Genomic DNA, 16,234 nt, shown 5'->3' with positions numbered 1-16,234 from the left:
GATGTTAAGCATGGCAACCTATATGTTATAGGCATTTTTGTGAATTGGCCGATTAAGTAAGGCCAACTTATCAAGGATAGTCAAAAACACGATTATCTTCTTATAATAAGATTAATTTTATATAACTGTTCAATTAATCACATAGGGGGTGTGATGCTTTGGTTAAACAATCTGCTGATAGCAATGATGCAAGTTACTTATTCAATACAGGTGTTGGCTTCAATAGTCAGGATTATCTAGGTTGTCACTTGGCGACAAATGGTCGGGCAACGTTTCGCGTATGGGCGCCCCATGCCAAAGCAGTTGCCGTTGTCGGTGATTTTAATGACTGGCAACCTGGAGCGTTAAAACTAATGGGAACGACGGGAATTTGGCAAGGACAAGTGGCGGCGGTCCACGTTGGCGATCCATATAAATTTCAGGTCACAACAGCGACCGGGCAAGTTCAGTTGAAAATTGATCCATTTGCACAGCAGTTTGAACGTAAGCCGGGTGATGCTAGCCGGGTTGTTCAACCCGTGGCGATGCGTTGGCACGATAGTTTATGGTTAGCACGTCGTAAAAAATCACACGCAGCCAATCGCCCCATTAGTATTTATGAAGTACATTTAGGTTCATGGCAGCGGCATTCAGATGGCCAGTATGAGACTTACTCAGAGCTGGCCACGGTATTAATTCCATATGTCCAGCAATTAGGATATACCCATATTGAGTTAATGCCTGTGATGGAACATCTATTAGACGCCTCCTGGGGGTATCAACAAATGGGCTATTTTGCGCCCACTAGTCGTTTTGGTAATCGGGAAGATTTTTTAAACTTCGTTGATCAATGCCATCAAGCTAATATTGGCGTATTAGTTGACTGGGTACCAGGACACTTTATTCGCAATTATGACGCGCTATATCAGTATGACGGGACGCCCACATTTGAGTATGCTGATCCTGAGCGGGCGAACAACCGCCGCTGGGGTGCGTGGAACTTTGATCTTGGTAAAGCTCAGGTCCAAAGCTTTCTGATTTCAAGCGCACTGTATTGGCTTGAACAATGTCACTTAGATGGATTGCGAGTGGATGCCGTCTCTAACATGTTGTACTGCGATTATGACGAGGGGCGTGAAGGACAAGTTAATCAATATGGGGATAATCGTAACTTAGAAGGTATCGCTTTTTTGAAAAAAATGAATACTACTATTTTAGCCCGGCATCCAGATGTCCTAATGATTGCAGAGGAATCATCCGCCTATCCACAAGTTACGGGGCCCGTTACTAATGGGGGGCTTGGTTTTAATTACAAGTGGAATATGGGCTGGATGCACGATACACTTGATTTTTTCATGATGGACCCGCTATACCGGCATGCTCACTTTGATTTGTTGACGTTTGCCTTTGTCTACATGTTTGATGAACGCTTCATCTTGCCATTTTCACATGATGAAGTTGTTCATGGCAAAAAATCGTTAATGCATAAAATGCCTGGTGATCGGTACAACCAATTTGCTAACCTTCGAACGATGCTGACTTACATGGTGGCCTTTCCCGGGAAACAATTGAATTTTATGGGCTCAGAATGGGGCCAATTCTTAGAATGGCGCGATTGGAGTGCGCTGGAATGGATTGATTTGGATGATCCGTTGAACTACCGAATGCAACAGTTTACGACTCAATTGAACATGGTTTATCGCCACAATCGGCCGCTGTGGGAGCAAGATCATGATCCTGCTGGTATTATTTATACCCACACTGATGACCCGGAAAGTTCGACGATGAGTTTTATTCGGCAAGCGAAGCGTAAGTACAGTTTTGTCGTGGCGGCTTTTAATTTTGTGCCGGTAGAACGGCAACAGTATCGCATTGGCGTCCCTTATCAGGGTCAATATGAACTGTTGCTTAATACGGAAGCTCAAGCTTTCGGTGGAACGTGGACTAAGTTAGAAACGGAATTTACGGCTATTGATGAGCCTTATCGTGGACAACCAGCGAGCTTTACGGTGACCTTACCCGCAATGGGCGCATTATTAATTCGACCAGTCAAAGTGATGAGGGGGCATTAAGAATGCAAGATGATATGTTAGGCATTATTTTAGCGGGTGGTCAGGGAACTCGGTTAGGTAAACTAACCAAGGATACGGCCAAACCCGCGGTACCGTTTGGCGGTCGTTACCGAATTATTGATTTTACACTCAGTAATTGTGCCAATTCAGGGGTTAACACGGTTGGCGTGATTACCCAATATCAGCCGCTGGAACTCAATGCACATATTGGCAGTGGTGCAAGCTGGGGATTTGATAGTTTGAATGGTGGCGTCACGGTGTTACAACCCTATTCATCCAGTGAGGGTGAAAAATTTTTTCAAGGAACTGCGCACGCCATCTATCAGAATATCGAATATATCGATCAACAGGACCCCAAGTATTTGCTAGTGTTGTCAGGGGATCATATCTATAAGATGGACTATGATGCGATGCTGAAATACCATCAGGAGAAGAAAGCCTCGTTGACCGTGGGCGTGATTCACGTAACTAATGAAGAAGCTAAGCGGTTTGGCATGATGAACACTGACGCTACGAATCGAATCATTGAATTCGAAGAAAAGCCGGTTCACCCTAAGAGTGATAAGGCTTCAATGGGAATCTATATTTTTAATTGGCCGACCCTACGTGCGTACTTGGTTAAAAGCTATGCTACCGATAAGTCACTTGAAGATTTTGGCAAGAATGTTATTCCATCTTATCTAGCGAACAATGAATCCGTCTACGCCTATTCGTTTAAAGGCTATTGGCGAGATGTGGGAACAATCAAGAGTTTATGGCAGGCGAATATGGAGTTTTTGTCGCCACATAATCGACTAAATATTGGTGATCGCTATTGGCGGATCTATTCAAAGGCGGAAGTGTTGCCACCGATGTTCTTAACGGAAACGAGTCAGGTCAATAATGCGATGGTGGTTGATAGTTGTTACGTTGCGGGTGAAATTGATCATTCAATCTTATCGCAACGAGTGTCGGTTGGAATAGGAAGTCGCGTGGTTGATAGTATGATTATGCCGGGGGCCACGGTTGGTAAGAATGTCGTGATTGATCACGCGCTGATTGGTGAGGACGCCGTGATTGGTGATGATGCTCAAATTATTGGAACGGCCGATAAGATTGCAGTGGTCGGTTATCACGAAACGATGGGAGTTGAGCAGCCATGAAGCGTGAACGCGTTAGTGCGATTATCAATTTACTAGAACCAAGTGAAGCATTGCAGCCGTTAACTGCGATTCGGCCAGTGGGAATGTTGCCATTCGGCGGTCGGTATCGACTAGTGGACTTTCAATTATCTAGTGTGATTAATGCAGGAATTCAAAATGTAATGGTCACGGTGCCTCGTTCAGGACGGTCAGTTGCGGATCATTTGCGCAGTGGTCGTGATTGGAGTTTAAACACTATTCGGGGCGGTTTATTCCTATCACCTTATAATGATTTGCAGCTAGTAGCACCCGAAAAGAAGGCCACACTCTTGCATCATTATTATGATGATTCGATTCAGTTTTTAAAGTGTAGTCAAAGTGAGTATTCAGTGGTGATGAGTACGCGTAACGTTGGTAACATTGATTTGAAAGCGTTACTCCGTTATCACGAAGAACGTAACAGTCCGGTCACCGCGGTGTATAAGCGAGTCGACCCGGCCACTTTAACGCCTGAAAATACGATTTTACAACTAACGGCTAAAGGCGATGCAACCGCGGTTGTACCACTTAATAAGGCTAAAATCGGTCCCCGAATCAAGCGAGTCGCTAAGAGCATGGCAATCTATCTGATGAGTACGATTGACTTAATTGAATTGCTACAGTCAGCTAATCAGCGTGGCGATATGATTAGGTTAGAAGAGCTCATGCGCCAGGCAGTTATTCAACATAATGCGAATGCATTTGAATATACTGGTTTTCAGGCTAATATTCACGATATTCAAAGTTACTTTGCCGCTAATATGGCCATTTTGGACGAAGCGAATTTTCGGGCACTATTCTATAGTTCGCGGCGTATTTACACCAAGGTCAAGAATGAAATTCCTACCTTCTTTGCGACTGGTTCACAATGTCGGGACAGTTTGTGTGGGACTGGTGGTTACATTGAAGGCCATCTTGAGCATTCCGTGATTTTTCGGGATGTCTTGATTAATCGTGATACTCAGATCAAGAATGCGATTATTATGCAAGGTGCGCGCATTGGGGCGGGGTGTAAGCTGGAGAATGTCATTATTGATAAGGATGCAGTCATTGGACCGAACTTAGTGCTTAAAGGGACACCAACAGCGCCATTAGTGATTGGAAAGAGCCAGCGTGTCTTTCAACAAGCGGAGGTGGCTGTACATGACTAAGGTCTTATTTGCAGCGGCGGAAGCAGCCCCTTTTTATAAAACAGGGGGGTTAGGGGATGTCAGTATGGCTTTACCCCGCGCATTGCAAGCAGAAGGTATTGACGTGCGGGTGGTCATTCCTTACTATTCACGGCATATGCCCACCGAATATCAGCAACAATTAACAACGGTGACCCATTTCACTGTCCAAGTGGGATCCCGGTCGATGTACTGTGGGATTAAGACAGTAACAATCGGACACGTTCAGTATTACTTGGTTGATAACTTGGATTATTTTGGTCGGGATAGGTTATACGGTTATTGGGATGACGGTGAACGCTTCGCCTTTTTTCAGATGGCCATTTGCGAAATGATGGAACGCTTGAATTATATTCCAGATATTTTACAACTGAATGACTGGCATACGGCCTTTATCCCGGTATTGTTAGCCGAAAAGTATTATTGGATTGAAGCTTATCGTGACATTAAAACGTTACTGACTATCCATAATATTCAGTTTCAAGGCATCTATGATCCAGTCATCCTTGATTCTTTATTCCATATTGGCACTGAAACGTATACGGAAGCGGGTATAGCTTTTTATGATCGGGTGAACTGGTTAAAAGGTGGTCTTAATTTTGCAGATGCCATTAACACAGTTTCGCCGACTTATGCTAAAGAGATTCAAACACCGGCTTTTGGAGAGCACTTAGATGGTGTCTTACGCGCAAATCAACACAAATTGAGTGGTATTCTGAACGGCATTGACACACAGCTATATAATCCAGCAATTGATCCAGCCTTAGCAGTCAATTACACTGTCCAGGATCTGAAACCGAAACGGCAAGATAAACACGTCCTGCAGCGCCGACTCGGGCTACCGGTTAAGAATGTGCCCGTGTTCGCGGTCGTATCACGGCTGACTAGGCAAAAAGGGATGGATCTATTGTTAAGTGCACTAGATCCTTTTCTGAAACGGCAGGATGTTCAATTAATTGTACTTGGAACGGGTGAACCAGCCTTGGAAGCCGCTTTTCAGATGTATCAAACCGCTTATCCTAACAAGGTTGTCGCGGCAATTCAATTTGATACGCAACTGGCACAACAAATTTATGCGGGAAGTGACTTATTCTTAATGCCATCTGCCTTTGAGCCGTGCGGGCTATCTCAGATGATGGCAATGCACTACGGGACACTGCCAATTGTTCATGCGGTCGGTGGGTTAAGGGATACGGTCATACCGTATAACCAGTTTACGGGCCAGGGGACTGGGTTTAGTTTTGATGATTATCGACCAGAAGTACTCCGTAAAATAATGACACTCGCGGTGACACTTTACAGACGCCAACCACGTATTTGGCGGCAATTACAACATCAAGCGATGACTTGTGATTTTGGATGGGAGCACTCGGCACAACAGTATCGAATGATTTATCAACAATTAGCGCGTTAGGTTTGGTGGGGGTGTGAGCTTGAAATTAACAACGGCACAGTTTAAGAAGGATTTTTTAAGTGAGATTGAAACGTTATATTCGACGTCTTTGGATGATACGACGACGATTGGCCAATTTATTGCGCTAGGACAACTGGTACGACGGTATAACAGCCAAAGTTGGACTCGAACAGCGAAACTGTATCGGGAGCATCATCAAAAACAGGTGTATTATTTTTCAATCGAATTTTTGCCAGGACGCTTACTTGCTTCTAATTTGTTGAATCTCAATTTGTTATCGATTGTCAGAAAAGGGTTGAAGGAGTTAGGCTTAGATTTTGAGACGATTAGTCGGGCTGAGCCTGATCCAGCCCTTGGTAACGGTGGACTAGGTCGATTAGCAGCCTGTTACATGGACGCGATGGCTAGTTTGAAAATTGCGGGTAATGGTAATGGAATCCGGTATCGCTACGGGTTATTTAAACAAGTCTTTATGGATGGGTACCAAGTGGAATTACCAGATGATTGGCTACATCACGGGAATGTCTGGGAGACCCGCCGAGATAATAAGAGTTGTTTAGTGCGTTTTGGGGGTAATGTTTGGTTACAACCTCAACCTGATGGTAGTCTACAGGCCCAATATGAAAATACGGATGATGTATTAGCAGTTCCTTACGATGTTGGTATCGTGGGCTATCATAACGATATTACGAATACACTACGCTTGTGGTCAGCTGAATTACCACCTAGTGTCACCCAGACGTACTATTCACAGGCACAACGCGATCGCATCAGCGAGATTAGCAAGGTCCTTTACCCAGATGATTCTAACTCGGCCGGTCAACAATTGCGGCTACGCCAAGAATATTTCTTTTCATCCGCTGGTGTTCAAAGCATTGTCCGTGATTTTTGTGCTACGCATCATGGCATGCGTTCCTTAGGCAAAAAGATTGCCATTCATATTAATGACACTCATCCGACACTAGTGATTCCTGAAATGATGCGTCTATTAATGGATGAACACCATTGTGCGTGGGATGTTGCCTGGACGCTAACGACTCAGGTGATGAGTTATACGAACCACACTATTTTACAAGAAGCGCTGGAGACTTGGCCGATTGAGATGTTTCAAGGCCTGTTACCCCGAATCTATCAAATTATTGTCGAAATCGACCGACGTTATCGGGTCCAGCAAACGCCGATCTTTGGTAAAGCGCTGGTAGATCTGACGGCGCCCCTAGGTAATGGACAAGTTCGAATGGCTCACTTAGCGGTGATTGGCAGTCACAGTGTAAATGGTGTCGCACCCTTACACACCGAATTGTTGAAAACAGATGTGTTACGCGGTTTGTATCAAGTTTATCCGGAACGTTTTAATAATAAGACGAATGGTATCGCGACGCGTCGCTGGGTGCAACTAGCAAACCAGCCTTTGTCCCAACTCATTGATCAGACGATCGGGTCGAGTTGGCGACGACAACCAGACTTATTGCAGACGTTACTTCCATATCAGCAGGATGACCACTTTCTACACCAATTGGCGCAAGTCAAGTTGACCAATAAGCGGGCCTTGGCTGCGTATGTGCAGCGAACGATGGGAATTAAGTTGCGTACGGATGCCATCTATGATGTCCAGATCAAACGGCTACATGCTTATAAGCGCCAATTACTACATGTTTTTGAAATTTTACGGGAATACCTTGTCATTAAAAATCATCCAGATCAGCCAATAGTACCACGCGTCCATATTTTTGGTGCGAAAGCCGCGCCCAGTTACCACTACGCAAAGGCAATTATTAAGTTGATCAACGTGGTGGCCGACATGGTCAATCAAGATCCAGTGATTGGAGATCGCCTAAAAGTGGTGTTTATTCCTAATTATGGTGTCTCAATTGCAGAGTTAATTATTCCAGCGGCTGATGTTAGTGAGCAGATTTCAACGGCCTCGAAAGAAGCTTCTGGAACGAGCAATATGAAGTTAATGGCCAACGGAGCGTTATCACTCGCAACGTATGATGGTGCAAACATTGATATTATTCAGGCCGCGGGTGCTGAAAACGAGTATCCGTTTGGGCTCAGAGTACATGAAGTTTACGATTATTATCAGCGTGGTAATTATCGTGCCGCGGCGTTTTATAATGATAATCCGGAGTTGAAACGCATCTTAGATAGTTTAATTGATGGTACGATCCCTGGAATTCCGACGGTCGGTCGTGAAATCTATGATTCATTGATTCGCTATAATGATGAGTTCTTTGTACTGGCCGATTATCAGGCGTACGTCAAGCAACAGCAACAAATCAGTCAGGATTTTCAAGACCAGCCAACTTGGCAACAACGGGCGTTAGCTAATATCGCTGCATCCGGGCATTTTGCCGCTGATTTAGCAGTGGCACGTTACGCTGACGATATTTGGCAGGTGCCGCATGATCGGTTGAATTAGTGAAAGGAGGGGGAATGAATGCAGGTAACGTATAACTCATTTTTACCGACATATAAGACCCCTTTTGGGGCGGTGACACGGCAAACGCCCGTACAATTCACGGTGGGTGTCCAGACTGTTACGCCAGTCAAACAGATTGAGCTGTGTGTGGCCCATGATGGTCAATGGGATGAGGAACAGTCGCTACCGCTGCGATCGGTTAGTCCAACGACATATACGGTGACCTTTGTCCCCACTCAAGTCGGTCTGTACTTTTATTATTTTCGTATTCAAACGATGACCGCAACGGTATATTATGGTTGTGTTGATGGTGGTTACGGTGGTCCAGGAACCCAGTATGTAATGCGTGAACACGTTCAGATGTATCAATTGACGATTTTAAAATCAATTGAGACACTGCCGCAATGGTACCGTGACGGGATAGCCTATCAAATCTTTGTTGATCGGTTTAATAATGGAAATGCGGATGGTCATGTTAATGCGCCCAAAGCGAACAGTTTTATTTACGGTCAGCTGGAAGACCGACCATTGTATGTTCGTGATGCTCAGCATGCGATATCACGTTGGGATTTTTATGGGGGCAATTTGCGCGGCATTATGGCAAAAATCCCGTATCTACAACGACTGGGTGTGACAATTGTGTATTTGACCCCTATTTTTGAAGCTAGCAGTAATCATCGTTACGATACAGGCGACTATTTGAAAATTGACCCGGTCGTAGGAACACTGGCTGATTTTGATAACTTGGTGACCGCCCTACATCAAGCAGGCATGCACTTGATTCTGGATGGGGTCTTTAATCACGTCGGTGTTGACTCCAAGTATTTTAATCAAGCAGGGCACTATAAAACGCTAGGCGCGGCTCAATCGACTACCAGTCCGTATTATCCGTGGTTTACCTTTATTCATTATCCCAATGATTATGACAGCTGGTGGGGCATTCATGATTTACCAACAGTGGATAAAGAAGCACCCACTTATCGCGACTTTATCTTTGGCAAACCCGATTCGGTAATTGATTATTGGACCCAGCGCGGTGTGGATGGTTGGCGACTAGATGTTGCGGATGAACTTCCTGATGATTTTATTGCTGGCATTCGACGGACACTTGATCGTTATCCAGATAAGGTTTTGATTGGAGAAGTCTGGGAGGATGCATCACACAAACTGGCTTATGGCATGCGGCGGCATTACTTAGAAGGTGGTGGCTTACAAGCAGTGATGAATTATCCGCTACGGCGGTTGATCATCCACATCTTGAATGGAACTTTGACGCCAGCAGAGTGGTGGCGTGAGCTAATGACATTGAAGGAAAATTACCCGGCATCAACCTTTCAATTTAACTTCAATAATATTGGTAGCCATGACACCCCCCGGATCTTAACCATGTTGGAAGAAAATCAACAGCGGTTACGGCTGGCGGTACAGTTGTTACTGACTTTGCCCGGTGTGCCATGCTTATATTATGGCGATGAAGCGATAATGTTAGGTGGTAAGGATCCTGATAATCGGGCTTTTTATCCGTGGGCAACTGCTGATCAAGCACAGATTCAGTTTGTGGCGAAGTGGTCGCTGTGGCGGCAGCGGCATGTTTGGCTAAATCAGGCTAACTTTGTGCCGTTCTATGTGGCAGATTATGGGATCGGTTATCTATACTGGCGAGCTGCGCAGACCGTTCTGGTAGTCGTTAATATCACACCTGAGTCACGGATGGTGACGGTACATGATTTGAAGTTAAGTGGAGTACCTCTCAGGTTGGCACAAGCGATCCAACAGTGTCTGGTGGGGCAGACTTTCAGTGGTGAGCAACTGTGGCTTATTGAAAACTTTACCTGAATTTTACAGGAACTTGATGGTTGCGCTGATATGCATGCGGTATATTATGAAAGTACTTTTTAATAGCACCCCGCTATTGGTACAGTGCTAAGAGGTACTCCGTCAATCCTTCTGAAGACGTGAGTAGCGAGTGGGCGCCCTTCCTTGATGAGGTCGCCCACTTTTTGATGCTCGCAAGTGTGAGCAGAATTTCTGCGGTAAGTGAAAACGACGCCTATAATAGAAATGAACACTAAGTAGTGTGAGAAGCTGACGGGACGATGCAGTCCCACGGTAAATTCTAATTATAGGGGGTAATTAGTTGTACCAAGCGGTTGTCTTTTTTGATTTAGATGGAACGTTGATGCAAAATGACAAGACGGTTGCATCTAGTAGTATTGAAGCGATACAACGTTTAAAGGTGAACCACGTTTTGCCGGTGATTGCAACGGGGCGTAATGTGTTTGAAGTCCGTGATATTATGCAAGCGACCGGCATTGATTCAATCGTCAGTGCTAACGGAAGTTATGTTGCTTACCAGGGCCAGTTTTTGAGCGCTCATGAGCTTGATAAGGCTGTTTTAACGGATATTACGCACTTTGCTAATCGTCACCACCATGCACTGGCCTATTATAATAACGCCGGTTTTGCGTTGAGTCACCGTGATGCATTGACGACTAGTAATTATCAGGAGCTAAAACAACTAGCCAATGTTAAGCCACAATTTTATCAGCATCAACACGTTAACTTCTTACTGACATTCGATCCGTTAGATGCAGCTCAATATCGGCGCCGTTATCGCGGCCACTTGCACTTTGTCCGTAATAATCCCCGGGCATTGGATACCATGCAGTGGGGCGTGACTAAGGCTGTTGGAATTCAGGATATTTTAACGAAGGCGCAGTTAACGACTGTTCCGACCTATGCTTTTGGTGATCAACTGAATGACATTGAAATGTTTCAGATGGTCAAGACGCCAATTGCTATGGGGAATGGGCATCCCCGGGTCAAACAACTCGCAGCTTACGTCACGGCTGATAATATGCATAACGGTATTGCGCAAGGCTTGAAGCACTATGACTTAATTTAGAACTAATTATTGGTACACATGGAGCTTGAAAGCCGAGTCACTGTTGCATTGAGTGGCTCAACCAGACGTTGATACTTTGGTGGTTGTCTAGATAATAAGAGTTCAGACCAAAACTAAATGTGCTCAGTTGCTTAAGGAAAAATCTCAAGCAACTGAGCACAATTTTTCTATCAATATTGTCGAAACGTGCGCCAAAAGGTTGTTTGCAAACAGTCTCCCTTTGTCTCACTCTCGCTAGCATAGTATGAGAATTAGTTACTAGTAACACCGGTTAGTTGGGCTTTAATGTTGGCAAGTGTGAGCTGTGTCGTATCCGTAAAGTTGATGTCAGCGGCTGCGAGTACGGTTGGCTCGCCAATGCCGATCGATGTTTCACCCGCACCATTAATGGATTGAACGCCGGCGGCAGCATCTTCGACGCCAATACATGCGGCCGGTGCTAAGTCTAAAATTTCAGCACCTCGCCGAAAAATCTCAGGATCAGGCTTCCCGTGGGCTAAGGTGGCTGGATCAACCGTTTTTGTGAAGTAGGTATTAAGACCGAGCTTGCTAAGTACCAGTGGTGCGTTCTTGGAAGCAGAAGCGAGTGATAGTGCGTAGCCAGCTGCCTGTAGTTCGGCTAAGAAATCTTTGATACCCGGTAAGATATTTGCCGGTGACATTTGATTGACTAACTTTAGATAGTTCGTATTTTTCTCCGTCGCTAAAGCTTGTTTTTGTGCATCCGTAAAGTCATGTTCACGGTGCCCGTGGGCAAGAATCAAATTGAGCGAGTCCATCCGACTAATCCCTTTGAGCGCATCAGCGAGTTGCTCATCCCAAGTGACACCGACTTTATCTGCAATTTGGTGCCAAGCCTGACTGTGAAAAATAGCGGTATCTGTAATAACGCCGTCAAGATCAAAAATAAAGCCTTTGATTGTTGCAAATTTAACCATCGTAAGGACCTCCTAGTTAATCGGTATAAGTGATAGTACGAGGCTTTTTAGCCTGCAGTTGATATTGTTGATTGCCAATTTGAACAGTACTTGGTTGATCTGCCGTGACGGTCACCCGGTGATGGTCAATCACAAAGACATAGTGAACACCGCGAAAGAGTTGTTTGAATTTCAATGTTTGCCAATGATCCGGTAATTGGGGGTTCACTTGCAAATGGGTCCCTAGTGGACTAACGCCACCAAAGTTGCGGGTCACTAGATTGAGTGTGGCTCCCATGACGCCTAAATGAATACCTTCGGCGGTCGTGCCACCTTGAATATCATAGTAGTCTGATGCTAGCGCCTCTGAAAAGAGCTTCCAGGCATCATCATCATTGTCGTCTAGTTGGTTTAAAACTGCATAGACAATTCGTGATAGGGTCGAACCGTGAGTTGTCCGGGCCAAATAATATTGAATGTTGTGCGTCAAATACTCACTCGGAAGTTGATAACCCATTTTTTCAATAATGGCTTGGACGGTGGGAACATCAAAATTATAAAAAGCCATCAAAGCATCGGCTTGTTTGGCCACCTGATAGGCATCTGGCGTTTTATCTTCGGCCTTTAAGATGCGATCCATTCGGGAAATGTCGCCGTATTTCTGCCGGTAAGCTTGAAAATCGAGGGTCGGTAAGTTGAAGTAACCTTCAAACTGGGCAATAATTCCCCGGCGATTGATTTCAAGTGTCAGCTTATGACCAATAGTGGTCATTTTGTGACTAGTATCGGCATCAAAGTGGGCTGCTTGGGCCGCTTTCTGAAACACGGCTTGTGGCATTTGTGCTTTGAAGGTTGTAATAATATCGAAGAGCCAAGCAACCATGATATTGGTGTATGCATTATTTTTCAAGCCAGCTTTAGTACTATTGGGATAATTTTCATGAAATTCATCTGGTCCCATAACGCCACTGATGTTGTAGCGACCAGTCTGTTGGTCATAGGTTGCCTTACTGATCCAGAAGGCAGCAATTGAAAGCAACATTTCCATTCCGTATTTGTTGAGAAAATCACGGTCTTGCGTCACGTGGTAGTAGAACCAGACATTATAAGCAATGTCTAAAGAAACGTGCCGTTGCAGTCGACTATTATCGGGATCCCACGTTTTGGTTATTGGGTTTAAGTGCGTAAATTGGGCCTGTTCATCCCCTTTTGAAGCTGATTGCCACGGATACATGGCGCCGGCATAGCCTTCTGCTTGGGCGTTTTTTCTAGCTGCGGGTAGTCGCCGGTAACGATAAAGCAAAAGTTGCTTGGCTAACTCCGGACGGTGCATGGTGTAGAAGGGTAGAATAAACATTTCATCCCAAAAAACGTGGCCCCGGTAGGCTTCACCATGTAACCCGCGGGCCCCCACCGAGGCGTCCAATTGACCGCTTTCGAGAGCAGCTGCTGAAACAAAGCTATGATAGAGATTGACACGGAGCAATCGTTGGCTCGTAATATCGCCGCGAACTTTAATATCCGTGGTGCGCCAGGTATGTTCCCAGTAGTCCTTGCTGACACTAGCCGTGTTGTCGAAACTGGACTGGCTGAGCTCAGCTTGGACATGTGTTAATTGCGGATCATCGTGGGCATTGCTAGTCGCGATGACCACATCTTTATCAAATGTGTAAGTTTTACCAGCTTCAACTGCTAACGAAACGGTTTGCTGGACACCTTGTGGCTGTTGCGTACTATTGAAATTCTTGATTACTGGAACATCAGGACTAGTTAGTTTGGCCCCAATCGTGTAATTGATCCGGGAAGATTTAGTTTGGCCAGAAAGATAGACGGTGTTAGCAGCTGTTTCGATCCCCATGGTGTTTAAATGGTGCTGATCGAAGACATTATACCGACTGACGTTCCCATTAACGACACTGCCGTCGATCTCAGTATAAATCTGTAAGCTACCCGTAAAGTTAAGTGGTGTGACTTGGTAACGAATACTGTAACGATGCCAATCATGCATATTAGCGACTTTTTGCGAACGAATTCTTAACTGGTGTCCGGAGGCTAACTGAATTAGCTTGGTAGTCGTTAACATGCCAGTTCGTAAATCAAGGCTGCGATAGACGTCTTGAAGATCGTGTTCATTAAGCTGAAATGGTGGTTGCTGATCAATACCGAATGTAATGAATTGAGCATTTGGCAAATTGACTAAATCTTCGTTAGTAACTTGGTGATTGTGAAGTGTGGTCGTCTCCTGATCAAAGACACCGGCAACGTAGGTTCCAGGGTAATTGTCTTTGTCGGCGTGGCTTTCTAGAAATGCGCCGCGCAATCCCAAGTAACCATTACCAATAGTCAGCATTGCCTCTTGACCGTTATTGCGCACACCATGATATTGGCCATAATAATCAAGATGCCACTTCAAATAAGCACTTTTCGCTTTAATCGCTGCGGTCAACCCGAGTTGGTCAACAGCTGCTTGGCTAACGACTGGGATGTTGAGTAGGTTAGTCAAAGCCAAACCCACGTCGATTCGGTCATAGTTGACCCCTACGATGGTGTCGGAAAATGGGTAAGACAATCCATTTTCAAGAATAGCAGCATCAAACTGGAGACCAGCTAGGCGGATCTTAATGTTTTCCAGGTTTTCACTAATTGCTTGGTTGGGATTATAGGCAATAAGGTAGTTGGCGGTTGCTGCTTGTCCCGATACCGGATGATAGGCAATCGCCATCGTGTCATTTTCAATTCGCAATCTAATAAGTTTCATTAGTTCACACTCCTTAGTTCGGTCATTAAAAATTGCAATAAAAGTGATAAATATTAAATATACTACTTACATATATAGCCTAGTCTCTTTTTGATAAGCTCGCAAATATTGTTGCCGGAGCCTGTTAACTATGGGATTAAACGGTAGGTTGCTTTTAAAAGTGAATGAACTAAAGGCAAATGCTTGCGGTTATTCACAATGATTAGCGTTACTGTATGAAATGTTTTATAGAGAATGCTGTTTATCGATGTGTGGTCGATGATAACGTTGTGACTGTTTGATTGGCATGTAGGCAGACCAAGATTTGGACAAAACTAAAAGTGTTCAATCTCTTAAGAAAGGACTTTTTCTCAAGAAACCGAACACAATTTTTCTGTCAATATTGTCGAAACGTGCGCCAAAAGGTTGCTTGTTCCGCTTAACCCAAATTTGGTGACTAGTCCAATCCCAGGAATAATCGCCGAATTTACGTTAATGTTCGCAAGCAGATCACCTTTTGTCCCACTCTCTTGCTGAAGATTTAATTATGATGGTGAGTCTAGGTTAGGTGGTCATTGGTCGGATGATCCACAAGCTCAAGGTGGTCGATTGTCATCATTTGACGTATTTTGATAGAACTCGTTTGAAAGCGGAGGATGACGGGGTCCTTATAATTTAGCTGTTGCTGAAATTCGGTTAGTTCGGCACGCCAATCTTGATCAAAGACGTTATTACCGACCAACGTTAATGTGCCACGTAGCATGATGGAAGCATAGTCGGATAATTGATAATAAAATAAACTGGCTTGACGCCAATTTTGGATATTCTGTGTCGTGGATGTCTGCCGACTGGTGTAGAAATACAGCGTTTCAAGGCTACGTCTTATAGGTAAAGGACTTAATGCGACCATGGTCGGATAGCCATCCGCATCAACAGTTGCCAACGTGAAAACGGGGGCAGTCTGAATCATATTTAGGGCTGCCTGTCGTGTCGTATGCTGCATATTTAGCACTCCCTTTTCCTATCAGTATGCCGGAATGGTAGTAGAAAGTCATGTGTTATGCATAGCGTTATTAGCGATTAAAATACGAGAATATGTTATACTTAGAACACTTAGCAAGTGGGACGGTTTTAATTAATGACACGTTCCTAAGGTTAACGTTGTCGTTACTACAGTCAGTTCTGAGAGGAATTATATTAATGAAAAATGGTACAGTAAAATGGTTCAATGCGGATAAAGGTTTTGGTTTTATTACGGGTGAAGACGGTACGGATGTCTTTGTTCATTTCTCAGCGATTCAGACTGATGGATTCAAGACTTTAGATGAAGGTCAAAAAGTAACCTATGATGAAGAACAAGGTGATCGTGGGCCACAAGCTACGAATGTTAAACCTCAATAGTTGATTTTATGCCGAACCGTTGTTGCCGACTGGTTCGGTTTTTATTTAGGTGACGGTC

11 protein-coding genes are annotated in these 16,234 nt (G+C 44.6%); 8 read left to right on the top strand and 3 right to left on the bottom strand.

Annotation, left to right across the window (positions count from 1 at the left end; genetic code table 11):
- Nucleotides 1-158: 158 nt before the first annotated feature.
- The 7 genes from glgB to RXV91_RS13850 all read left to right on the top strand — a co-directional run bounded on the left by glgB (nt 159) and on the right by RXV91_RS13850 (nt 11,121).
- The gene (gene glgB, locus RXV91_RS13880) at nt 159-2,051 is read left to right on the top strand and encodes a 1,4-alpha-glucan branching protein GlgB (protein WP_316440353.1); all 1,893 of its coding nucleotides are present in this window, start codon (nt 159-161) and stop codon (nt 2,049-2,051) included.
- A gap of 2 nt (nt 2,052-2,053) precedes the next feature.
- A complete protein-coding gene (locus RXV91_RS13875) occupies nt 2,054-3,193 on the top strand; it encodes a glucose-1-phosphate adenylyltransferase (protein ID WP_316440352.1) in 1,140 nt (379 codons plus the stop codon).
- Nucleotides 3,190-4,362: a glucose-1-phosphate adenylyltransferase subunit GlgD gene (gene glgD / locus RXV91_RS13870; RefSeq protein WP_316440351.1), complete on the top strand. Its 1,173-nt coding sequence runs from the start codon at nt 3,190-3,192 to the stop codon at nt 4,360-4,362. Before RXV91_RS13875 ends, glgD begins: the two co-directional genes overlap by 4 nt.
- Entirely contained in the window at nt 4,355-5,794 is a 1,440-nt protein-coding gene (gene glgA / locus RXV91_RS13865) for a glycogen synthase GlgA (RefSeq protein ID WP_316440350.1), read from the top strand. Before glgD ends, glgA begins: the two co-directional genes overlap by 8 nt.
- A 19-nt stretch (nt 5,795-5,813) precedes the next feature.
- Nucleotides 5,814-8,216, top strand: coding sequence for a glycogen/starch/alpha-glucan phosphorylase (locus tag RXV91_RS13860; protein ID WP_316440349.1), 2,403 nt, complete (start codon nt 5,814-5,816; stop codon nt 8,214-8,216).
- Nucleotides 8,217-8,234: 18 nt separating this feature from the next.
- Nucleotides 8,235-10,052 (top strand): glycoside hydrolase family 13 protein, encoded by a 1,818-nt coding sequence (locus RXV91_RS13855; RefSeq protein ID WP_316440348.1) that lies wholly within the window; start codon nt 8,235-8,237, stop codon nt 10,050-10,052.
- A gap of 301 nt (nt 10,053-10,353) precedes the next feature.
- A complete protein-coding gene (locus tag RXV91_RS13850) occupies nt 10,354-11,121 on the top strand; it encodes a Cof-type HAD-IIB family hydrolase (RefSeq protein WP_316440347.1) in 768 nt (255 codons plus the stop codon).
- A gap of 251 nt (nt 11,122-11,372) precedes the next feature.
- On the opposite strand, the gene pgmB is transcribed toward RXV91_RS13850, so the two are convergent.
- The 3 genes from pgmB to RXV91_RS13835 form a co-directional block, all read right to left on the bottom strand.
- Nucleotides 11,373-12,059, bottom strand: coding sequence for a beta-phosphoglucomutase (gene pgmB / locus RXV91_RS13845; protein ID WP_316440346.1), 687 nt, complete (start codon nt 12,057-12,059; stop codon nt 11,373-11,375).
- Nucleotides 12,060-12,075: 16 nt separating this feature from the next.
- Nucleotides 12,076-14,796 carry a glycosyl hydrolase family 65 protein gene (locus RXV91_RS13840; RefSeq protein WP_316440345.1) on the bottom strand — a complete coding sequence of 907 codons (2,721 nt, stop codon included), beginning with the start codon at nt 14,794-14,796 and terminating at the stop codon, nt 12,076-12,078.
- A gap of 538 nt (nt 14,797-15,334) precedes the next feature.
- Nucleotides 15,335-15,778 (bottom strand): pyridoxamine 5'-phosphate oxidase family protein, encoded by a 444-nt coding sequence (locus RXV91_RS13835; RefSeq protein WP_316440344.1) that lies wholly within the window; start codon nt 15,776-15,778, stop codon nt 15,335-15,337.
- A 197-nt stretch (nt 15,779-15,975) separates the two neighbouring features.
- On the opposite strand from RXV91_RS13835, the gene RXV91_RS13830 reads away from it, so the two are divergent.
- Complete coding sequence (locus RXV91_RS13830; RefSeq protein WP_021730355.1) at nt 15,976-16,176, top strand: cold-shock protein; 201 nt, start codon at nt 15,976-15,978, stop codon at nt 16,174-16,176.
- The last annotated feature ends 58 nt before the right edge of the window (nt 16,177-16,234 follow it).

This window comes from Lactiplantibacillus sp. DA1, assembly GCF_032681335.1.
GTDB lineage: Bacteria > Bacillota > Bacilli > Lactobacillales > Lactobacillaceae > Lactiplantibacillus.
This window is presented reverse-complemented; position numbering and strand designations above follow the sequence as displayed.